This is a genomic window from Roseomonas sp. WA12 (genome assembly GCF_054165765.1).
In genome coordinates, this window is sequence record NZ_CM135108.1 from 3,798,008 (window position 1) to 3,819,093 (window position 21,086).

Annotated in this window: 21 protein-coding genes; 14 read left to right on the forward strand and 7 right to left on the reverse strand. The window is 71.0% G+C overall.

The window, feature by feature from the left end:
- Positions 1-368: 368 nt before the first annotated feature.
- From ACVBD7_RS18090 to ACVBD7_RS18100, 3 genes are read left to right on the forward strand one after another with little or no spacing between them, the layout of a single operon-like run.
- Positions 369-1,508, forward strand: coding sequence for a hypothetical protein (locus ACVBD7_RS18090; protein ID WP_458094632.1), 1,140 nt, complete (start codon positions 369-371; stop codon positions 1,506-1,508).
- The gene (locus ACVBD7_RS18095; protein WP_458094633.1) at positions 1,505-2,773 is read left to right on the forward strand and encodes a hypothetical protein; all 1,269 of its coding nucleotides are present in this window, start codon (positions 1,505-1,507) and stop codon (positions 2,771-2,773) included. The genes ACVBD7_RS18090 and ACVBD7_RS18095 overlap by 4 nt, the downstream gene beginning before the upstream one ends.
- A 59-nt stretch (positions 2,774-2,832) precedes the next feature.
- On the forward strand, positions 2,833-3,495 hold the full coding sequence (locus ACVBD7_RS18100) for a DUF2161 family putative PD-(D/E)XK-type phosphodiesterase (RefSeq protein ID WP_458094634.1): 663 nt from the start codon (positions 2,833-2,835) through the stop codon (positions 3,493-3,495).
- Positions 3,496-3,501: 6 nt separating this feature from the next.
- Here ACVBD7_RS18100 and ACVBD7_RS18105 read toward each other — a convergent pair whose 3' ends face one another.
- A complete protein-coding gene (locus tag ACVBD7_RS18105) occupies positions 3,502-4,617 on the reverse strand; it encodes a patatin-like phospholipase family protein (RefSeq protein WP_458094635.1) in 1,116 nt (371 codons plus the stop codon).
- A 24-nt stretch (positions 4,618-4,641) separates the two neighbouring features.
- Complete coding sequence (locus ACVBD7_RS18110; protein ID WP_458094636.1) at positions 4,642-4,842, reverse strand: hypothetical protein; 201 nt, start codon at positions 4,840-4,842, stop codon at positions 4,642-4,644.
- Positions 4,843-5,059: 217 nt separating this feature from the next.
- Here ACVBD7_RS18110 and ACVBD7_RS18115 point away from each other — a divergent pair, with 217 nt between their 5' ends.
- Positions 5,060-5,848, forward strand: coding sequence for a DUF2243 domain-containing protein (locus ACVBD7_RS18115; RefSeq protein ID WP_458094637.1), 789 nt, complete (start codon positions 5,060-5,062; stop codon positions 5,846-5,848).
- Between the two features lie 43 nt (positions 5,849-5,891).
- Here the strand turns inward: ACVBD7_RS18115 and ACVBD7_RS18120 are convergent, their stop codons facing one another.
- On the reverse strand, positions 5,892-6,227 hold the full coding sequence (locus tag ACVBD7_RS18120; RefSeq protein ID WP_458094638.1) for a hypothetical protein: 336 nt from the start codon (positions 6,225-6,227) through the stop codon (positions 5,892-5,894).
- Between ACVBD7_RS18120 and ACVBD7_RS18125 the strand changes: the two genes are divergently transcribed.
- Positions 6,226-7,098, forward strand: a complete 873-nt coding sequence (locus tag ACVBD7_RS18125) for a manganese catalase family protein (RefSeq protein WP_458094639.1) — start codon at positions 6,226-6,228, stop codon at positions 7,096-7,098. The genes ACVBD7_RS18120 and ACVBD7_RS18125 overlap by 2 nt on opposite strands.
- A gap of 41 nt (positions 7,099-7,139) precedes the next feature.
- Here the strand turns inward: ACVBD7_RS18125 and ACVBD7_RS18130 are convergent, their stop codons facing one another.
- From ACVBD7_RS18130 to ACVBD7_RS18140, 3 genes are all read right to left on the reverse strand, one after another.
- On the reverse strand, positions 7,140-8,459 hold the full coding sequence (locus ACVBD7_RS18130) for an NtaA/DmoA family FMN-dependent monooxygenase (RefSeq protein ID WP_458094640.1): 1,320 nt from the start codon (positions 8,457-8,459) through the stop codon (positions 7,140-7,142).
- A gap of 301 nt (positions 8,460-8,760) precedes the next feature.
- Positions 8,761-9,681, reverse strand: coding sequence for a LysR family transcriptional regulator (locus tag ACVBD7_RS18135; RefSeq protein WP_458094641.1), 921 nt, complete (start codon positions 9,679-9,681; stop codon positions 8,761-8,763).
- 76 nt (positions 9,682-9,757) lie between these two features.
- A complete protein-coding gene (locus tag ACVBD7_RS18140) occupies positions 9,758-10,195 on the reverse strand; it encodes a DoxX family protein (RefSeq protein WP_458094642.1) in 438 nt (145 codons plus the stop codon).
- 197 nt (positions 10,196-10,392) lie between these two features.
- On the opposite strand from ACVBD7_RS18140, the gene ACVBD7_RS18145 reads away from it, so the two are divergent.
- Genes ACVBD7_RS18145 through ACVBD7_RS18155 form a run of 3 tightly spaced genes read left to right on the forward strand, consistent with a single transcriptional unit; the run spans position 10,393 to position 12,974 of the window.
- Positions 10,393-11,316, forward strand: coding sequence for a ring-cleaving dioxygenase (locus tag ACVBD7_RS18145; RefSeq protein ID WP_458094643.1), 924 nt, complete (start codon positions 10,393-10,395; stop codon positions 11,314-11,316).
- 52 nt (positions 11,317-11,368) lie between these two features.
- Complete coding sequence (locus ACVBD7_RS18150) at positions 11,369-11,986, forward strand: alpha/beta hydrolase (protein WP_458094644.1); 618 nt, start codon at positions 11,369-11,371, stop codon at positions 11,984-11,986.
- A 13-nt stretch (positions 11,987-11,999) separates the two neighbouring features.
- Positions 12,000-12,974: a pirin family protein gene (locus tag ACVBD7_RS18155; protein ID WP_458094645.1), complete on the forward strand. Its 975-nt coding sequence runs from the start codon at positions 12,000-12,002 to the stop codon at positions 12,972-12,974.
- 274 nt (positions 12,975-13,248) lie between these two features.
- Here ACVBD7_RS18155 and ACVBD7_RS18160 read toward each other — a convergent pair whose 3' ends face one another.
- Positions 13,249-14,127, reverse strand: coding sequence for a LysR substrate-binding domain-containing protein (locus ACVBD7_RS18160; protein WP_458094646.1), 879 nt, complete (start codon positions 14,125-14,127; stop codon positions 13,249-13,251).
- A gap of 182 nt (positions 14,128-14,309) precedes the next feature.
- On the opposite strand from ACVBD7_RS18160, the gene ACVBD7_RS18165 reads away from it, so the two are divergent.
- The 6 genes from ACVBD7_RS18165 to ACVBD7_RS18190 all read left to right on the forward strand — a co-directional run bounded on the left by ACVBD7_RS18165 (position 14,310) and on the right by ACVBD7_RS18190 (position 20,994).
- Positions 14,310-15,278, forward strand: coding sequence for a Bug family tripartite tricarboxylate transporter substrate binding protein (locus ACVBD7_RS18165; RefSeq protein WP_458094647.1), 969 nt, complete (start codon positions 14,310-14,312; stop codon positions 15,276-15,278).
- Between the two features lie 10 nt (positions 15,279-15,288).
- Entirely contained in the window at positions 15,289-16,245 is a 957-nt protein-coding gene (locus tag ACVBD7_RS18170) for a D-2-hydroxyacid dehydrogenase family protein (protein ID WP_458094648.1), read from the forward strand.
- An 11-nt stretch (positions 16,246-16,256) separates the two neighbouring features.
- Positions 16,257-17,063 carry an enoyl-CoA hydratase/isomerase family protein gene (locus ACVBD7_RS18175; protein WP_458094649.1) on the forward strand — a complete coding sequence of 269 codons (807 nt, stop codon included), beginning with the start codon at positions 16,257-16,259 and terminating at the stop codon, positions 17,061-17,063.
- Positions 17,060-19,132: an acetate--CoA ligase family protein gene (locus tag ACVBD7_RS18180; protein WP_458094650.1), complete on the forward strand. Its 2,073-nt coding sequence runs from the start codon at positions 17,060-17,062 to the stop codon at positions 19,130-19,132. The genes ACVBD7_RS18175 and ACVBD7_RS18180 overlap by 4 nt, the downstream gene beginning before the upstream one ends.
- Before the next feature lie 90 nt (positions 19,133-19,222).
- A complete protein-coding gene (locus ACVBD7_RS18185; RefSeq protein WP_458094651.1) occupies positions 19,223-20,470 on the forward strand; it encodes a CaiB/BaiF CoA transferase family protein in 1,248 nt (415 codons plus the stop codon).
- Positions 20,467-20,994, forward strand: a complete 528-nt coding sequence (locus ACVBD7_RS18190) for a gluconokinase (protein ID WP_458094652.1) — start codon at positions 20,467-20,469, stop codon at positions 20,992-20,994. Before ACVBD7_RS18185 ends, ACVBD7_RS18190 begins: the two co-directional genes overlap by 4 nt.
- Positions 20,995-21,086: the final 92 nt, after the last annotated feature.

Below are 21,086 nucleotides of genomic sequence, written 5' to 3' on the forward strand. Positions count from 1 at the left end.
CACCTTTGTTTCCGTCTCCAGGGGCAAAGTTTCGGAACTTCTGCGTCATCGCTGAAAATTCAACTGTGTTATTGCCGTGCCGGAAAGCTCTGTGCAACCCGCGATTCCAGACGGGCTGATGCCCTCAGGAACCCTGCGCTTCCGCCACGATCATGCCCGGATTTGCAGGCATGATGCCGAATGTCCGGTGTGGTCCCGAACAACCGCGCGGAGATGGGCGACAGGTCCGGGCCGGCCGGGACAGCACCCTCTGGACATCGATGTCATCGCCGGGGCATTGCCCGCCGGCGGATACCAGCAAGGAAGGATTCCGGGCGCATGGAGCCAGGTCTCACGAGACGGGGCGTCTCCGGCGAGGGTGGGCTGACGTGAAGATTGTCATGCTTCCTTGCGTGGAAGGCGGCATCGGGCATGTCTCCCGCACAGCGACCCTGGCCAAAGCGCTGCGCCGGATCGATCCCTCGGTCGAGATCGAGTTCGTGCTCGACACCTGCCGGCTGCGTCCGCTCAACGTCGAGATGACGATGCGCATGGGCTACCGCCCGCGCCTTCTGCCCCCGATCAGCCGCGCCAACCGCGATGCCGTCACCCGCGCCTGCTTCGGCGATGCGGATGTGATCGTGGACGACACCGCGCGATACCTGCTGCCGCTGCGCGCCTGCGTGCCGCAGGCGGCCTGGGTCTCCATCCCCATCCCGCCGGTCGGGGACGAGCTGTTCGGCGACTGGCCGTTCATGGCGCAGATGGATGCCATCATCTGGGCCTACGCGCCGCTCGTCACCATGCCGGCCGAGATGTCACTCGTCGCCGACAAGATCACCAAGACCGGCCCCTTTCTCGACCTCGAGGCTGTCCCGGGTAAGGCGGAAGCACGGAAGCGCCTCGGCATCGTGCCGGGCGATCCGATGATCCTCTACGCCGTGCGCAGCTTCCCCTTCGGGCGGGAGTTCGGCACGAAGGTTCTGCGCGGCCTCTACGGCGCGGCCGAGCAGTTGCGCCACAGCACCCACCCCGGTCTCCGCCTGCATCTCCTCGCGGTGCCGGACGAGGGCGAGCTGCGGAGCGCCCTGGGCATCGACGCCCTGCCGGAATGGGTGATCACGGGCGGCGTCGTGCCGCAGCCCGATGCGCTGCTCTACATCAAGGCGGCCGATATCGTGATCGGCGAGGGCACGAGCACCATGCACGAGGCCGCAGCGCTGAGCACGCCGATGGTGCTGACGCCCGGCCCCATCTCGGAAACCCTGCTGCTGGCCGAGGCCCTGGCGCGGCACGACGCCGCCCCGAGCTTCCCGCCCGAGGCGATCGCGGCCGATACCATGGCCGCCGCCTTCCGCACCATCCTCGACAATCCCGCGCGGACCGAGGCAGCAACGGCACGCGCCCTGTCCCTTGTCACTGGCGGCGGCGGCGTCGAGGCTGCGGCCCGGCTGGTGCTGGAGATCGGCGCGAAGCGGCGGGCACGCGATCCCCGCGCGACCCTGTCCCCTTTGGAGCGAGCGGAATGAAGAATGCGGCTGTTGCGGACACGGGTGAGGCCGATGCCGCGATGACCGAGACACAGGAGCGGCCGGCCGGTGCGCCGGGCGCGCCGCTGTCGAGCCGCGTCGCGGAGGCGCCGCCCAGCGAGGGCGCGCGCTTCCGGCCGAGCCTGTTCCGCAGCTTCTTCATGGGCGGCTTCGAGTGCTCGACCCATCGGCGCCGCGACGGCCGGCGGCTGGATGTGCTGAAGAGCACCCGGCATGACGAGCTGGTGGAGGAGGACTACCGTCAGCTCGCCGAGCACGGCATGCGCGCAGCCCGGGACGGCATCCGCTGGCACCTGGTGGAGACCTCCCCCGGCCAGTACGACTGGTCCTCGGTCTTGCCCGCCCTGCGCGCCGCGAAGAAGACCGGCACCCAGGTGGCCTGGGACCTGTGCCACTATGGCTGGCCGGACGACCTGGACGTGTTCTCCCCCGAATTCGTGGAACGCTTCGCCGCCTTCTCCGGCGCCTTCGCCCGCCTCCATCTGGAGGAGATGGGTGAGCCTCCGATGGTCTGCCCGGTGAACGAGATCTCCTTCTTCTCCTGGGCAGGCGGAGAGGCCGGGCTGATGAATCCCTTCCTCACCGATCGCGGCCGGAGCGACGATCTGAAGACCCAGCTCGTCCGCGCCACCATCGCCGGCGCCCGCGCTGTGCGGGAAGCGGCGCCGGGCGCGCGCATCGTGGTGATTGACCCGATGATCAACATCGTGGCCCGCCCAGACCAGGACCCGGCCGATGCCGCCGACCGCAACGAGGGCCAGTACCACGCCTGGGACATGATCGCCGGCCGCATCGCGCCCGAGCTCGGCGGCTCCTCCGACACCCTCGATATCGTGGGCGTGAACTACTACTGGAACAACCAGTGGCTGCATGGCGGCGAGCGCGAGGCGCTGACGCCTTCCGACCCGCGCCATCGCCCGCTGCGCCTGCTGCTGCAGGACGTGTACCAGCGCTACCGCCGCCCGATCTTCCTGGCCGAGACGAGCATTGAGGGCGAGGAGCGCGCGCCCTGGCTGCGCTATATCGGCGAGGAGATCCGTGCCGCGATCGAGGCCGGCGTGCCGATCGAAGGGATCTGCCTCTACCCCGTGCTCTCGCATCCCGGTTGGGACGACGACCGCTACTGCCCGAACGGCCTGTTCGAGCTGCGGCAGGAGGGCGACAAGCGGCCGGTGGATGCCGCGCTGGCCACCGAACTGGCTGAGCAGCAGCGCCTGTTCCAGGCCCTGTGCGGGATCGGCTGAGCCATTCGTTCCCGCGTCCTCCCCTATCCGCCAGCGGCGGATAGGGGGCATCAAGCCTGATGGCCCGCGGCCTGCCCTCCGAGGCCTCGCTCTACGCTGCCGTAAAGGCGCATCTGGAATCCCTGGGCTACGCCGCCAAGGGCGAGGTTTGCGGCTGCGACATCGTGGCTGTGCGCGCGGGCGAACCACCCTTCCTCGTCATCACCGAGATGAAGCTGGGCTTCACGCTGGAGCTGCTGCTGCAGGGCGTGGACCGGCTGGCGGCCGCGGATGAGGTCTGGCTTGCCGTCCGCGCCTCCCGCCGCGGCCGGGACCGGGACCGGCGCGTGAGGAAGCTCTGCCGCCTGCTCGGCTTCGGCCTCCTCGCCGTCGGTCCCGGCGGAGCGGGCGTCGAGGTGATCGCCGAGCCCGCCCCCTACCGCCCCCGCCCGGATTCCGGCCGGAGGCGCCGGCTGCTGCGGGAGCACGACCTGCGCCAGGGCGACCCCAGCCCCGGCGGCACCACCCGCCAGCCGATCATGACCGCCTACCGCCAGCGCGCCCTGGCCTGCGCCCGCGTCCTGGTCGCCGGGCCGGCGCGGCCGCGCGACATGGCCGCGCTGGCGCCGGATGCGGGGCGCATCCTGCTGCGCAACGTCCATGGCTGGTTCGAGCGGGAGGGACGCGGGATGTACCGCCTCAGCGAGGCCGGGCGGCAGGCGGCGGAAAACGCTCCGGGCTGACGACGATCAGCCCTCCACCTCGTGCAGCACCAGCCCGGGCGCCAGGGGGCTACCAGGCTCCGCCCCGCCCAGCAGCGCCAGCCCCTTCCGCGCCGTCTCCAGCCCGGACTGCCATCGCTCGGCAACCGTCGCCTCCGAAAAGTCGAAGGCCTTTCCCGGGCCGGCCTCGTCCAGCGCGGCGCGGTAGCCGAGCAGCAGCACGGTCAGCGCCCGCTCCCCTCCCTCGGCCAGCAGGGGCGCGACCTCCGAGTCCTCGCGCAGCGCGGGGGGTAGGTGCTCGCCCAGGCGTCGCACGACGTCCCGCATCCGGAACTCCCGCGCACAGCCATCAAGGATGCGGCGCGTCTGGTTGCCGAAGCCGAGATCGCCTGCGCGGGCGATGGAGGCGCCAAGGCTGCGCGGCACGCTGCCGCGACGCGCGAAGAGCTCCACAAGGATGCAGAGCCGCTCGCCCTTCTCTGGCTCGTCGAGCACGAGGTCGAGCGGCAGGTTGGAGGAGAAGCCGCCATCGGCCAGCAACCGCCCCTCCACCTCTACCGGCGCGAAGACCGGCAGCAGCGCGCTCGAGGCGAGCACGTGGTCCGGCCCGATCCGCGCCCCGTGCGCCGTGTCGAACACCACGCGCTCCCCGGCCACGACATCGGTGGCGACGACCGTCAGGCGCGGGGCGGAAGGGTGGTTAATACGCTCGAAATCCGTGCAGTCCGGCAGGCGGCGCCGCAGCGGTTCCAGGTCGAACAGTGCCGGCGCCTCGCCCGCGCCGGGCCGCCGCGGGGCGAACAGCCCGGGGCGACCGAGGAGGAGCGATTGCAGCGCGGCCAACTGGTTGTAGTGGCTGCGCCACGCCCCCGATGCGGGTGGCGGGCCAAGCCAGAAGGAGGTCCAGGGCGTGGGGTCGTGAGCGGTGGAGTCCCAGAAGCGCCGGAGTTGCGCCACGCGCTGCTCCGGCGGATTGCCCGCGATGATGGCGGCGTTGATCGCGCCGGCCGAGGCGCCTAGCAGCCAGTCGGGCAGCGGCCCGCCCGCTTCCGCGAGCGCCGCATAGACCCCGGCCTCATAGGCCCCCAACGCGATTCCGCCGGAGAGCAGGAGCGACAGGCCCCGGCCATCGCGTCCCGTCATGCCCGAGCCTTCGGCCCGCACCGCTCAGCCACCTGTCTTGTGCCCGGGGCGACCGCGATCCGCCTTGGCGAAACCGGTGCCGCGGATATCGCGCTGGTTGTCGTGCCGAGCCTCCTGCGATGGTGCGCGGCCGGCACCGGCGCCCGGGCCTTCCTCGTTGCTGGTGCCGCCCTTGCCGGACCCGGTCTTCTCCGCATGCTCGTTCGCCTTCTTCGCCGTTGTCATGCGTCGTCTCCCGTTGGGATGCATCCCGAAAACGCCGCATGGCAGCGACGGTTCTGGTGCGGGACACAATCAAGCATGCGCGAAGTGCGCGCGCGGTAATGCAGGTTAGCGCGCAGTCGTTCCGACGCGTGGGAGCCTGCGCAATCTCATTTTGCGGAGGCGTCATGCCCAGCTCAAGATCACTGCCGGGCGCCCGGCCCGCCCTGGCGAGGCGGGGATGACGATGCAGCCCGATCATCCCACGCGGCGCCTGCTGCTCTCGGGGGGCGTGCTCGGCTTCGCGCTGGGCGGCTTCTTCGATGGCATCCTGCTGCACCAGGTGCTGCAATGGCACCACTTCCTCTCCCTCGTGCCGGGCGAGGCGCTTCGCGACATCCGCGCGCAGATCCTGGCGGACGGCATGTTCCATGTCGCCGTCTATCTTATCGCGGCGACCGGCCTCTGGCTGCTCTGGCGCGCAAGGCGGGAACTCGGTGCGGGCGGATGGCTGCTGGGTGCGGCGCTGCTCGGCTTTGCTGTCTGGCAGATCGTGGACGTCGTGGTGTTCCACTGGATCATCGGCATCCACCGCATCCGCGTGGACGTGCCGGACCCGCTGACCTGGGATATCGGCTGGCTGGTGGTGACGGGAATGCCGCCACTCCTCGCGGGGTTGTGGCTGCTGCGGCGCACGTCCCCGCCATCGAGCGGGGGCAACGGCGGCGTGGCCGTGGCGGCCTCCCTGGCCGCGCTGGTGCTGGCCGCCGCGCCGACCGCGGCGCTTCCGCCGGCGGGTGCGACCACGGCCCTCGTGCTGTTCCGTGCCGATGTCAGGCCGGAGGAGGCCTTCGCCGCCGCCATCGCGGCAGGCGGGCGCGTCGCTTGGACCGATCCCTCCGCCGGGATGCTGGCGGTCGACCTGCGCGACGGGGGATCCGTGCTGGAACTTTATCGCCGCGGCGCGCTGCTTGTCGGCCGCTTCGCCATCACCGGCGGGTGCCTGAGCTGGACGCGCGTGCCGGTCTGATCCGCGCACCAAAGGGCCCGGCGCCGTTGCCGTGCTGGGCCGCTCAGCCATTGGCTGCGGTGCTGGACATCCACTCGCGGTGGCGAAGCTCGTCCGCTAGGGCGCGCTGAAAGATCGGCAACGCCTCCGCTGTCGCCACCTCGTGGCGGGAGGCGCGGTCATAGGCCGTCACCGTATCCTCCTCGTTCGAGCGCATGGCCGGCAGCGTCGCGCTGTCGCCCATGATGCTGGCGACCGCGACCTTGCCTGTGGTCAGCAGCTGCTTGGCGTAGCCCTCAAACAAACGTGTGGTGCATCGCAGGTTAGACGGTTTCTCCGTGCCCCGCTCGTAGACACCGCGCGGGGCCAAGAAGCCGGCCGACAGCACAGGAGACACCATGTTTCTCGCCAACCCGCGCCTTCAGTATCCCGTCCGCGTCGATACCCCGAACCCCGTCTTCGCCCGCGCCCTGCAGCAGGCGATTGGCGGCGTGGAGGGCGAGATCCGCGTGATGATGCAGTACCTCTTCCAGTCCTGGGGCTCGCGCGGCCCGATGAAGTACCGGGACATGCTGCTCAACACGGGTACAGAGGAGATCGGCCATATTGAGATGCTCGCCACCGCCGTCGCGCTGAACCTTGAGGGCGCGCCGCTCTCCTTTCAGGAGCAGGCCGCGGCCGACCCGATCGCAGGCGCCGTGCTGGGCGGCATGAACCTGCGCCACATCCTCTCGACCGGCCTGGGCGCGACGCCTGAGGATTCGAACGGCGTGCCGTTCAACGCCAGCCACGTCTATGCCAGCGGCAACATCGCCGCGGACATGTACTCGAACGTCGCGGCCGAGGCGACCGGGCGCGCCGTGGCCGTGCGCCTGTACAACATGACGGATGATGCAGGGATGAAGGACATGCTCTCCTTCCTCATCGCGCGCGATACCATGCACCAGAACCAGTGGCTCGCCGTGATCGAGGAACTGGGCGGCGCGCCCGCGCAGCTGCCGATCCCGAACAGCTTCCCGGAATCGCAGCAGAAGAACGAGTTCGCCTATGCCTACTTCGTGCACAGCGCCGACGGCACCGCGCCGCAGGGCCGCTGGACCGAAGGCCCCTCGGTGGATGGCAAGGGCCAGTTCGAGGCGATGATCTCCAAGCCGCTCGGCCAGATGCCGCAGCTCGCCCCGGCCCGCCCGGACGGTGGAGCCCAGGCCGAGCAGACGACGACGGACCCGCTGGCCGGCGCCATGGGCAGCCCCACCGCCCCGCTCGCCTGACGACGACACGGGAGGTCCCTCGCGGGACCTCCCGGCTACCTTCAGAACTCCACCAGGTTCTCGCGGAAGGTCGCGTGGCCATAGGCCTTGCGCACCAGCCCGCGCGCCTGCAGCGCCGGCACAAGCCCGTCCGCCACCTCTGCCACCACACGCCGGCTGACATCGCCCATCGAGAACAGGAAGCCGTCTCCGCCGACCTCCTGCATCACCTCGGCCATCTGCCCGGCGACCGTATCCACCGTACCGCAGAGATCAACCGAAAGACCGGTGCCGCTGTATTCGGTGAAGGCCTGGCGTAGCGTCTTTCCGCCCGCCCCCATGCGCTTCAGTGTCTCCAGGTTTTGCTGGTGGCCGTTTGTGTGCAGCGTCTCGTCGATCGGCTTGTCGAGATCCATGCCGCCGAAGTCGATATTCGTCACCTTGCTGAAATGCGCGAGCCGCTGCGCGATCTTGCGATCCGCATTCGCGAGGCGCTCCAGCCGCCGCATCTCTGCATGCTCCGCGCTTTCGCCGATGATCGGGTTGATAAGAAACAGCACCTTGATGCTGTCCGGGTCACGTCCCGTTGCCATGGCGCGCGCGCGGATGTCGTCGCGATAGGCTTTCATTGCGGCCAGACCCTTCGGATTGGCCACCACCGTCTCGCCATGCGTCGCCGCGAACTGCCGCCCGCGCGGCGAGCCGCCGGCCTGCGCGATCACCGGCCGCCCCTGGATGCAGGGCCCCGAGTTCAGCGGCCCGCGCGAGGAGTACCACTTGCCTTTGAAATCCACCGTGTGGACCTTCGTGTGATCCACCAGCAAGCCGCTCTCGCGATCCGCCACCAGCGCACCCGGTTCCCAGCTGTCCCACAGCGCATTCACGCAGGCCATGTACTCGTCGGCCATGTCGTAGCGCAGGTCGTGCTCCGGCAGCCCATCCATGCCGTAGTTGCGCGCCGCCATGTCGCTGCTGCCGGTCACCATGTTCCATCCCGCGCGCCCGGCCGAGACCTGGTCCAGCGTCGCGATAATGCGCGCGAGCAGATACGGGTGATGGGTGAAGGTGGCGAGCGTCGTGGCGACACCGATTCGCTTCGTCGCCGCGAATAGCAATGTCGAGACGATGGAGGGGTCCTGCCGCGGCACGGACAACCCGTTGCGCAGATAGATCTCGCGCGAGCCGCCATAGGCCTCGCCGACATAGGAGCTATCCTCGACCAGGATGTAGTCGAAGCAGGCGCGCTCCAGCGCGCGGGCCATGTCGACGAACAGGTCGGGCTGCATCCAATCCTGCCCGATCGTGCCGGTCCAGGGCTCGCCCCAGGCCTGCGCGCTGGAACCCTGCAGGAACCAGCCGAGATGGAAGGGTCGCACCGTCATCTTTCGTCTCCGATCGCGCATGCCCCGCCACTGCGGGAGGCCCCCAGGCTTCCCCGGGCAGCGCGGCCTTGCAACATCCCCGCCATCGCGGACACCCCAGGGAGGCGTCGCCTCCCTGGACCGACCACCGGGGAGCCTGAGGCTCCCCGGACCCCAGCATCTGTTTCAGGGTTCGCGCCGAGGGTCAGGGCGGGTTCGGGTGACTGAAGCCTCTGCTTGCGGCGCTGCCCTTGATCGCTGAATCTCCCTCAACCGATCGCGGGATCCTGGGGAGCGGCGCTCCCCTGGGGCAGGGCCACCGTCAAAGCCGCGCAGGATCCACTCCCCGCGGCAGCGCCCCCTCGATCAGCGCCCGCTGCCCCGCGATTCCCTCGGCCAAGCTATCGAGCAGGGCGCGCACCCGGGGCGTGTTCCGCAGATCGGGATGGGTGAGCAGCCACAGGTCGGAGGCGTAGTCCGGCTCCGGCGGGGCCAGCCGCACCAGGCCCGGCCACACGTCTCCGATGAAGCAGGGCAGGTGCCCCACCCCAATCCCGGCCGCCACGGCATGGGCCAGGCCGAGCACCGTGTCGAACCGCCCTGCCAGCCGCCCGGCGGGCACGGCAGCACGGGCAAAGCGCACCACTTTGAGTGCCGCCAGGTTCTCGCCCAGGCACACCCAGTCCGCCTCGGCGAACGGATCCCCGGGCGCCTTCCCCTCGGCGCCGTAGAGCGCCCAGGCGATGCGTGCGACGCGGCGGCCGACCAGCGTGTCGGGCGGGCTATCGGTGGCGCGAACGGCCACGTCAGCATCGCGCCGGGAGAGGTTCAGGGCGGCGTTGCCGGTCACGAGGTCGAGCCGAATGGCCGGGTTGTCCTGTCGGAACCGCGCCAGCAGGGGCATCAGCAGGTCCGAGAGCAGGCTGTCGCTGGTCGCGATCCGCACCTCGCCCGAGGGAATGGGTGCTTGGCCGGAGAGGCGACGCGTGACGGCGGTGATGTCCTCGTCCACCCGCGCGGCGAGGGCGGCCACCTCCTCCCCGGCCGGGGTTAGGGCATAACCGCTGCGGTGGCGCTCGAAGAGCGGCGTGCCCAGCAGCGCCTCGACGGCTCTGAGGCGGCGGAAGGCGGTGGAATGGTCGATGCCCAGCCGCGCGGCGGCGGCCGGTAGGTTGCGCGCCTCGGCCACCGCGTTGACTAGGCGGAAGTCGTCCCAGGCGAGGGTGCGGGCAGGTTCCTTCAAGGCGGTGTCCCGAACACGCGGAACCGGCGGCACGGGGGAACCGTGCCGCCGGTCAATTCGCGGGATGCTAGGCGGTTCAGGCGGCGGCGGCGAGGCCCGGCCCCGCCTTGGCAACCAGCACGGGGGTGGTGCGCAGCGCCAGGGCGCCATCGCCGGCCAGCGCCTGTACCAGGGCAGCGATCGCCAGGAAGGCGGGGTATTCCCAGCCGCCATTAGGGGCGTTGAACACCCAGCCATTGCCGGCATGCACCATCAATGCACCAAGCAGCACCGGCAGCAGCGCCACCGAGACGGCGCGGGAGTAGAGGCCGAGGATGAGGGCCGCGCCGCCGATCAGCTCCGCCAGGACGATCGGCCAAGCCAGAAAACCGGGCAGGCCGACCTGGCCGAGAAAGCCAGCAAAGCCCGGCACGGTGAAGACGCCGATCTTCAGCCAGGCATGAGCGATGAACATCACACCCAGCGAGACGCGGAGGAGAAGGAGAGCATAGGGGGCAAGACGAGGATCGATCATGGGAATTGCTCCGGCTGAGGACCCCGTGGCGGGATCGTTTGGCCGGAGGCTGTCCCCCTTGGGGCCGCAATGCCATTCCGAAGCACGCAAGGGTTCGATTGCATCCGTGCAATCGCTTTGCCCTAGCCGTGGCGCCCCTTCCTCCCCTTCTCTAGGGCCACCGGAGCGGCAGACGCTCCTCCCCGGAGAACCCGACCATGACCCGCAACGGCATCCATCACGTCACCGCCATCGCCGGCAGCGCGCAGCGGAACCTCGATTTCTACACCCGCACCCTCGGGCTGCGGCTGGTGAAGAAGACCGTGAACTTCGACGATCCCGGCGCCTACCACTTCTACTACGGCGATGCGGCCGGCAGCCCCGGCACCATCCTCACCTTCTTCCCCTGGGAGCACGCCGCCGAGGGCCGTGCCGGCGCGGGCGAGCTGCAGGAGACGGTGTTCCGCATCCCCCAGAGCGCGATCGGCTACTGGACCACGCGGCTGGTGAACCACAAGCTGGAGCGCAGCACGCGCTTCGGCGAGACGGTGCTCACCTTCCGTGACCCGGACGGGCTCCGCCTGGCGCTGGTCGGCATCCCCGGCATCGAGGCCGAGACGGCGTGGGACAACGGCGAGATCCCGGTGGAGAGCGCCATCCGCGGCTTCCACAGCGTCAGCCTGATGCTGGAGAAGACCGAGGCCACCGGCGCCATCCTCACCGACGTGTTCGGCTTCAGGGAACTGGCGCGCGAGGGCGACACGACCCGCTACGCCGTCGAGGGTACGGCGATCGGCGGCATCGTGGACCTGCGCGCGGTGGGCGGCTTCCTTCCCGCCCGCCTAGGCCGCGGCTCCGTCCACCACCTCGCCTTCCGCGCCGCGGACGATGCGGCGGAGATGGAGATGGCGCGGAAGCTGGCCGCCAATCACGGCCTGCACACCACGGAGCAGAAGAACCGCGACTACTTCCGCTCCGTCTACTTCCGCGAGCCCGGCCATGTGCTGTTCGAGATCGCGACCGACATCCCCGGCTTCGACGTGGATGAGCCGGCCGGTCAGCTCGGCACCGCGCTGAAGCTGCCAGCTTTCCTGGAGCGCCACCGCGACCAGATCGAGGCGACGCTTCCCGTCCTTGCCTGAACACCCGATGCGGGGCCGTCGCCTCCCGGCGCGGCCCCCGGAGCACCCGACTATGACCACCACCACCGCCCGCTTCACCCACCGCTTCGAACCCGCCACCGACGCCGCGCTCCCGCCGCTCCTGCTGCTGCACGGCACGGGTGGTGACGAGAATGACCTGCTGCCCCTCGGCCGCATGGTCGCGCCCGGCGCCGCCCTGCTCTCCCCGCGCGGACAGGTGCTGGAGAACGGCATGCCCCGCTTCTTCCGCCGCATGGCCGAAGGCGTGTTCGACGAGGACGACCTGCGCCGCCGCACCGACGATCTCGCCGCCTTCATCCGCGAGGCCCAGGCGGAACACGGCGTCGCCGCACCCGTCGCGCTCGGCTTCTCGAACGGCGCGAACATCGCGGCCAGCCTGCTGCTGCGCCACCCCGGCCTGCTGCGAGGCGCTGCCCTGCTGCGCGCCATGGTGCCGTTCCGCGACCCGCCAACCGTTCGGCTGGAGGGCACGGATGTGCTGCTGCTCTCCGGCACCGCCGACCCGATCGTGCCGGCCGCGAACAGCGCCGCCCTGGTGCGGATGCTTCAAGACAAGGGCGCGGCGGTGACGCAGCATGAGCTGCCCGTCGGCCACGGCCTGTCGCAGATGGATGTCGCCCTCACCCGCAACTGGCTCGCGGCCCTTTAAGGACACACGGACAATGAGCGTCGAGAACGACCCCGCGGGCGTCATGCCCGAATGCCCGGCCGGCAGCCCCATCGGCCAGGTCATCCTGCCGCGCACCCACGACATCGGCGGCTTCGAGGTGCGCCGCGCCCTGCCCGCGAAGGAGCGCCAGATGGTCGGCCCCTTCATCTTCTTCGACCAGATGGGCCCCGGCGAGTTCCTCACCGGCAAGGGGATCGACGTGCGCCCGCACCCGCATATCGGCCTCTCCACCGTCACCTACCTGTTCGACGGCGAGATCCAGCACCGCGACACCCTGGGCTCCGACCAGGCGATCCGCCCGGGCGACGTGAACTGGATGACGGCCGGCCGCGGCATCGCCCATTCCGAGCGCACGGACCAGTCGCTCCGCGGCCATTCCAACCGTCTCTACGGCATCCAGTCCTGGGTCGTGCTGCCCAAGGAACAGGAGGAAACCGCCCCCGGCTTCGTCCACCATCCCTCCGCCACCCTGCCCGTCATCGAGGATGGCGGCACGCGCCTCCGCCTCATCGCCGGCCATGGCTGGGGCCTCCGCTCCCCCGTCGAAACCCCCTCCGAGCTGTTCTACGCCGACGCCGTCCTCGCCCCCGGCGCCTCCCTCCCCCTCCCGGACCATGAGGAGCGCGGCGCCTATGTGGTCGAAGGCGAGGTGACCGTGTCGGGCGACCGCTTCGAGGCCGGGCGCATGCTCGTCTTCCGCGCCGGCGACGGCCTCGCCCTTCGCGCCGGCCCGAACGGCGCCCGCCTGCTCATGCTCGGCGGCGCGGCCATGGACGGCCCCCGCCACCTGTTCTGGAACTTCGTCTCCTCCTCGCGCGAGCGGATCGAGCAGGCGAAGGAGGATTGGAAGGCCGGCCGCTTCGGCCTGGTGCCCGGGGATGACAAGGAGTTCATCCCCCTGCCGGAGGAGCGCGTGAAGGTGCGCGCCGCCGTGCAGGCGACCTCGGCCGGGTCGCCGACGAGCTGAGGCGGGTGCCCCAGGGAGGCTTTGCCTCCCTGGACCCTGCACCGGGGAGCCTGAGGCTCCCCGGACCCCACCATCTGTTTTCTGGGGTTCCGCCTAGGGTCCACGACCCTCGGCGCCCGCCCATGTCAGCCCTCGCGACCAGGAGAATAGCCCGCGGCGCAGCCCTCGATCACCAAGCGCCTCTCAAACTTGACGCGGGGTCCGGGGTGGCCGTTGCCACCCCGGTGGAGGGTCCAGGGAGGCAAAGCCTCCTTGGGGTTACCCGCGCACCCGATCAGGCCGACGTCTCAACGGCCGAGACCTCCCGCCGCAGCCACTCAATGAAGGCCGTCACTCCCGGCCGCGGCACGCCGGGGGGCAGGATCAGCCAGTAATGGTCGCCCGAGGGAATCGTGTCGGGAGCCAGGCGGCGCAGGCTGCGGCGCCTCACCTCCCGCTCCACGAAGGCGGGCGGGCAGATCACCGCGCCCATGCCCTCCAGCGCCGCCTGGATGGCCAGGGTGGTGCTTTCGAACACCAGGGGCGCCGCGGCGGGTTCCAGCCCGTGTGCCGCGTGCCACCGCGCCCAATCCCTCGGGCGAATTCGGCTCGCCAGCAGCCGCATGGACGAGAGGGGACGCGCCCGGCCGCCCTCTCGCGCCAGCCCGGGCGCAGCGAAGGGGGTGAGCAGCACAGGCTGCAGCTGCAGCGCGCCCGGCACGGGCGGCTGGTCGGCCGGCGCGGTCCGCACGGCCACATCCGCCCCGCTCGCGGCGAAGGCGCCCGTATCCGTGGAGGTGGAGACCTCCACCTCCAGCCCGGGATGCAGGGCGCGGAAGCGCGGCATGCGCGGGATCAGCCAGCGCAGCGCCCAGGTGGTGTAGGCCAGCACGCGGATCGGCCTGGCCTGCCCGGGCAGGGCGGCGGTCGCTTCCCCGATGCGGGCGAAGGCACCAGCCAGGGCGGCGGCATAGGCGGCGCCCGCCTCGGTCGGCCGCGCCGCGTTCGGGCCGCGTTGCAGCAGCGCGACGCCCAGCCGCGCCTCCAACTCCCGCAAACGCTTGCTGATGGCGGGCTGAGTCACGTTCAGCCGCGCGGCCGCGGCGCTCAGGCTGCCTGTCTCCGCCACCAGCACGAAGGCGCGCAGCGAGGCGAGAGGCGGCAAGTCGTCCATGGCCCAGCATAACCGAGGGTTGGGGTAGGGCAAGAATTCCAGCCTCGTGCCACGGCGCCCGCCGCGCCATGCTGCCTCCTCCCATGAAACGGGACCGCCGGCGTCCAGGCCGGCCGGACGCACCGGGCTCTGCCCGGGCGAGAACGCACCGGGCTCTCTGCCCGGGCGAGGAGGAACGCCTGATGCTACGCCGCGCCGCCCTGATACTGCCCGCCCTGATCCTGCCCGGCCTCGTCCAGGCGCAGGACCGCTTCCCCGATCGCCCGATCCGCCTCGTCATCCCCTTCGCCACGGGCGGCAGCAACGATGTGGTGGGCCGCCTGATCGCCGAAGGCCTGGGCTCGCGCCTCGGCCAGACGGTGGTGGTGGAGAACCGCGGTGGTGCCGGCGGCATCCTCGGCAACGACGTCGTCGCCAAGGCCCGGCCGGATGGATACACCCTGCTTCTCGCGGGCAGCGGCAGCTTCCTCATCAGCAGCCTCGTCCAGCCGCGCGTGCCCTATGACGTGCTGGCCGACTTCACCCCAGTTGGCTTCGTCGGGCAGGCGCCCAACGTCATCACCGTCAACCCGTCCCAGCCCATCCGCACCATGGCGGAGCTGCAGGAGGTGGCGAAGCGCGCCAACCCGCCGCTCACCTATGGCTCGCCCGGCGTCGGCACCACGGGGCATGTGCTGCCCGCGATGATTGCCCTCACCCTCGGCGTGGAGCTGGAGCATGTGCCCTATCGCGGCACGGGCCCGGCGCTGACCGACGTGTTGGCGGGGCGGCTGACCATGATCACCAATGCGCTCGCGCCGCTGAAGCCGCATATCGAATCCGGCTCGCTGCGCGCCATCGCGCTGGCCGCGCCTACGCGCTCCGCCGTGATGCCGAACATCCCCACCACTGCGGAGCAGGGCTTCCCGGGCATCGTCTCCTCCACCTGGTACGGGCTGGTCGGGCCCAAGGACATGCCGGCGGATCGCGTGTCGGCGCTGCACGCCGCGCTCAACGCCACGCTCGCCGACGAGACCACCCGCAAGCGCCTGCTGGACGAGGGCGTGGAGGTGGAGCCGAGCGCAACCCCCGCCGCTTATGGCCGCTTCCTGGCCGAGGACCGCGAGCGCTGGGCCGATGTGGTGCGCCGCGCCGGGATCCGCGCCGAATAGGCGGCCGCGCATGTCCCCCCAAGCGCCACTCGCACGCATCGCGGTGCTGGATGATTTCGGCAGCACCGCGCGCGGCTGCGCCGACTGGTCCGGCCTGCCCGTCACCTTCTTCCCCGACCACCTCGCGGAGGATGCGCTGGCCGAGCGGCTGGCGGGGTACGACGCCGTCATCCTCATCCGCGAGCGCACGCCCTTCCCGCGCTCGCTGATCGAGCGGCTGCCGGCGCTGCGCCTCGTGATCACCACAGGCATGCGCAACCGCACGCTCGACCTGGAGGCCTGCGCCGAGCGCGGCATCCCCGTCCTCGGTACGCGCTCCCTCGAGACACCGACGGTGGAGATGACCTGGGCCCTCATCCTCGGCCTTGCCCGGCGCGTGCCCTTCGAGGACCGCGCGTTGCGCGAGGGGCACTGGCAGACCGGCCTCGGCCGCAGCCTCTCCGGCGCGGTGCTGGGCGTGGTGGGGCTGGGCAAGCTCGGCCGGCAGGTGGCCACACTCGGCGTCGCCTTCGGCATGGAGGTGATCGCCTGGAGCGCGAACCTCACCAACGAAACCGCGCAGGCCGCCGGCGCGCGCCGGGTGGAGAAGGAGGCGCTGTTCCGCCAGGCCGATATCGTCACCCTGCATCTCGTGCTGGGCGAGCGTTCGCGCGGCGTCGTGGGCGCGGCCGAGATCGCCGCCATGAAGCCTGGCGCCCTGCTGGTGAACACCGCCCGCGCCGGGCTGGTGGACCAGAACGCGCTGATCGCCGCCCTGCAATCCGGCCATCTCGGCGGCGCCGCGCTGGATGTCCACGACACCGAACCGATGCCGCCCGGTCACCCGCTGCTGGACGCGCCGCGTACCATCCTCACCCCGCATCTCGGCTACGTCACCGCCGAGAACTACCGCCTGTATTTCGAGGGGGCCGTGGAAGCCCTGCGCGCCTGGAACGCCGGGCTTCCCCTGCCGCGCCCCCTGTCATGAAGGACCCGATCATGCCCGCCTACGACGCCATCACGCTCACCACCGAGGGCGCGGTTGCCACCCTCACCCTCAACCGGCCGCAGGTGCGCAACGCGATCGACGACGCGATGCGCTACGAGATGATCGCAGCCCTCGACCATGTCTCGCGCGACGACGCCATCCGCGCCCTCGTCATCACCGGGGCGGGCAAGGGCTTCTGCTCCGGCGGCGACGTGAAGGGCATGCAGCAGCGCCTCAGTGTCCCGCCCGGCGAGGTGGCCATCAACGGCTGGCGCCGCCAGCACCGCACGCACCATATGATCTCGGCGCTGCACACCCTGCCCAAGCCCACCATCGCCGCGGTAAACGGCGCGGCCACGGGCCTGGGCTGCGACCTCGCCCTGTGCTGCGACTTCGTCGTCGCCGCCGATAGCGCGACGCTCGCCATGACCTATGTGCTGCGCGGCCTCATCCCCGATGGCGGCGGCATGTACTTCCTGCCCCGCCGCGTCGGCCTGTCGCGCGCGAAGGAGCTGATCTTCTCCGGCCGCAACGTGGCGCCGGAGGAGGCGCTGCGGATCGGCATGATCGACCGCGTCTCCCCCGCCGACACGCTGGTCGCCGATGCCCAGGCCTGGGCCGCCGAGCTCTCCCGCATGGCGCCCGGCGCCATCGCGCTGAGCAAGACCATCCTCGACCAGTCCTTCGAACTCACCGCCGAGCAGGTCTTCTCCCTCGGCAGCCAGGCGCAGGGCATCTGCTACTCCTCGCAGGACCATCTGGATTCGGTCGCCGCCTTCCTCGCCCGCAGCGCCGCGCGGAAGGAGGCGAAGTCGTGAGCGACGCCATCGCCCGCCTGCTGCGCCCGCGCAGCGTCGCCGTCGTCGGCGCCTCCGCCGATCCCACGAAGATGACCGGTCGCCCGGTCGCCTATCTCCGCAAGCACGGCTTCAACGGCCAGATCTATCCCGTGAACCCGCGCGCCGCCGAGATCGGCGGCATGCCCTGCTTCCCCGACATCGCCTCCCTGCCCGAAGCGCCGGACGCCGCGATCGTGCTGCTCGGGCCGGATCGCGCGGAGGCCGCGGTGCGCGACCTCGCTGCCCGCGGCACGGCCGCCACCATCGTCCTCGCCAGCGGCTATGGCGAATCGAACGAGGAGGGCGCGCGACGCCAGGCCGCGCTGAAGGAAGCGGCCGGTTCCATGCGCCTCCTCGGCCCGAACACCATCGGGCTGGTGAACCTGACGGACCGCATCACCCTCTCCGCCACCGGCGCGCTGGAAGTTGGCGAATTGCCGGCGGGCAACATCTCCGTCGTCTCGCAGAGCGGCGGTATCCTCGGCTCGATGCTGTCGCGTGCCGCCGATCGCGGCATCGGTTTCGCCAAATTGGTTTCCACCGGCAACGAGGCCGATCTCGACAGCACCGATCTCATCGAGCAGCTGATCGAGGACGAGGCGACCCGCGTCATCGCCACCTATCTCGAAGGCCTGCGCCGCCCCGAGCGCTTCCGCCAGGTGGCGCGGCGCGCGGCGGAGCTCGGCAAGCCCATCGTGGTGTTCAAGGTCGGCCGCTCGGAATCTGGCGCGCGCTCCGCCAGCTCCCATACCGGCGCGCTGGCGGGCGAGGATCGCGCTTTCGACGCGCTGTTCCGGCAATGCGGCGTGATCCGCGCCGAGACCTTCGCCGACCTGCTCGACATCCCTGCCGCCCTCGCGGCCGGCCGACGGCCCCAGGGCCGGCGCGTCGCCATCCTCACCTCCACCGGCGGCGCGGGCACCCTTGTCTCCGACAGCCTCGGCCTCTCCGGCTTCGAGGTGCCGCTGCCCGACGCCGCCACCGCCGGCCGCATCGCCGAGCTGACGGGCGAGGCGGATTCCGCTTCCCGCAACCCGGTGGACGTGACGCTGGCCGGGCTGAAGCCGGAGATCTTCCGCGGCTGCATCGATGCGCTGGCGGAAAGCCCGAGCTACGACGCCACGGTCGTCATCGTCGGCTCCTCGGCGCTCGCCCAGCCCAATCTCGTCGCCGACGCGATCGTCGAGTGCCAGGCACGCACGGCCAAGCCTATCCTCGCCTATGTCAGCCCGCATGCGCCTGTTGTGACGCGGCTGCTGAACCTTCAGGGCATTCCGGCCTTCACCGCGCCGGAAAGCTGCGCCGCCGTGCTCGCGGCCCTGCAGCCGCGCCCCGCGCCCGCCCCGGCCGCCGCCCCGCCGCCCGCCCCCAGTGCAGCCCTTTCGGCGCTTCCCTCCGGCCCGCTGAACGAGGCCGAGAGCAAGGCCCTCTTCGCCCGCTTCGGCCTGCCCGCGGGTCGCGAGGCCGTGGCCACGGACCCCGCAGGCACCGAGGCCGCTGCCGTCGGCCTGGGGGATCGCGTGGTGCTGAAGATCCTGTCCCGCGAGATCCTGCACAAGAGCGACCTCGGCGGGGTGAAGCTCGGCCTCACCGCCTCCGAGCTGCCCGCTGCCGCCGCCACGATGCTGGACCGTCTGCGCCAGGCCGGCGCGCCGCAGCCGGAGGGCTTCCTCGTGCAGGAAATGGTGCGCGGCGGGGTGGAGATGATCCTCGGCCTACACCGCGATCCGCAGCTCGGCCCCGTCATCCTTCTCGGCATGGGCGGGGTGACGGCGGAGCTGCTGAAGGACACCGCGCTCCGGCTCCCGCCCCTCACCCGCGCCGATGCGGAGGGAATGGTCGCCGAACTCCGCACCGCGCCTCTCCTTACCGGCTATCGCGGTGCCCCGCCGGCCGATGTGCCGGCGCTGGTGGACGCCATCCTCGCCTTCTCCGCCATGGCCGAGGCAATGGGCGAGCGGCTGCTGGAGGCCGAGATCAACCCGCTCTTCGTCCTGCCGGAAGGCCAGGGCGTGCGCGCGGCGGATGGGCTTGCCGTGCTGGCCTGATCCCTGGGTGCCTGACCCTTGGGGGGTCTGAACGCACCGGCGGGACTGTGCTACGGGCCCTCCCAAGAGGGGCGGCCCGGGCGCCGCCCGGTGAAGGACCCCTCGGGGCAGATCGGATCGATGCAGGACCACTCCGCCAGCCTCCAACCCCTTCCCCTCGCGGGCGTGCGGGTGCTGGACCTGACCAATGTGCTGGCCGGCCCCTTCGCCACCTATCTCCTCGCCCTAATGGGCGCCGAGGTCATCAAGATCGAGCAGCCCGGCCGCGGCGACCTTGCCCGTCGCCTGGGCGCCGACCCCGAGGCAGCGGCGCGCGGCATGGGCGCCTCCTTCGTCGCCGTGAACGCGGGCAAGCAATCCGTCACCCTCGACCTCAAGCACCCCGATGGCAAAGCCGCCTTCCTGCGCTTCGTCGAGGGAGCCGATGCGGTGGTGGAGAACTTCCGGCCTGGCGTGATGGACCGCCTCGGCCTCGGCTGGGACACGCTCTCGGCCCTTCGCCCCTCCCTCGTCCTCTGCGCCATCTCCGGCTTCGGCGCGGACGGCCCGATGGCCACCCGCCCGGCCTATGACCAGATCATCCAGGGCATCGCGGGGGTAATGAGCGTGACCGGGGATGCGGCCTCCGCCCCCCTTCGCGTCGGCTACCCCGTCAGCGACACCACGGGCGGCCTCACCGCCGCCTTCGCCGTCGCCAGCGCCCTGTTCGGCGCCCGCACCACGGGCCAGGGCCGCTACCTCGACGTCTCCATGCTGGAATCCACCCTTTCCGCCATGGGCTGGGTGGTCTCCAACCACCTCAATGCCGGCGTCGATCCCGTTCCCATGGGCAACGACAACTTCACCGCCGCCCCATCGGGCACCTTCCGCACCGGCGACGGGCTGCTGAACATCGCGGCCAATGAGGACCGCCAGTACGCCACCCTCTGTCGCCTGATCGGCCGCGAGGATCTGATTGCGGACCCGCGCTTCGCCGCCCGCCAGTCCCGCAAGGTCAACCGTGCGGCCCTCACCGTTGAGGTGGAGGCGGCGCTCGCCGCCCGCGGCGCGGCGGAGTGGGAGGGAATCCTGACCGATGCCGGCGTTCCGGTCGGCCGCGTACTCTCCGTGCCCGAGATCATGGCTCACCCCCAGCTCGCCGGCCGCGGCTTCGTCGCCGAGCTGGACGGGCCGGACGGCACGCAGCGCGTCACCCGTGCCGGCTTCCGCCTGGGCGACCGTAATCCGGCTCCCGCCTCCCCCGCCCCCACCCTCTCCGCCGATACCGACCGCTGGCTGGCCCAGCTCGGCTACAGCGCGGAGGAGATCGCCCGCCTGCGGCAGGACGGTGCGCTGTGAGCGGGGCACCCACCGTCCTCGTCATCATGGGCGTCGCGGGCTGCGGCAAGACCACGGCCGCCATCGAGCTCGCCAACACCATGGGCTGGACCTACCAGGAGGGCGACAGCCTTCATCCCCCAGAGAATGTCGAGAAGATGCGCGGCGGCACGCCGCTCACCGACGAGGACCGCTGGCCCTGGCTCGGCGCCATTGCCGGCGTGATTGATGCCTGGCTCGCGGAGGGCACCTCCGCCGTGCTCACCTGCTCCGCGCTCAAGCGCGTCTATCGCGACATCATCATCGGCGACCGGCCCGGCGTCCGCCTGGTCTACATCCAGGGCGACCGCACCCTGCTGCAGGAGCGGCTAGCCGGCCGCCGCGGCCACTACATGCCGCCCTCCCTGCTCGACAGCCAGCTCGCCACCCTCGAGGAACCGGCGCCGGAGGAGAACCCGATCGTTGTCTCCGCCCGTCACGCCCCGCAGGAGATCGTCGCGGCCATCCTGCAGGCGCTGGATCAGGGCAACCCGCCCCCTCCTTGAGCCGGCCTGTGAAGCCTGGCCGACGATCCCACCCTTTCCCGGATCGCGCCGCCGCTGCTAGGGCGAGCGCCGATCCCCTGATGATGAGGACA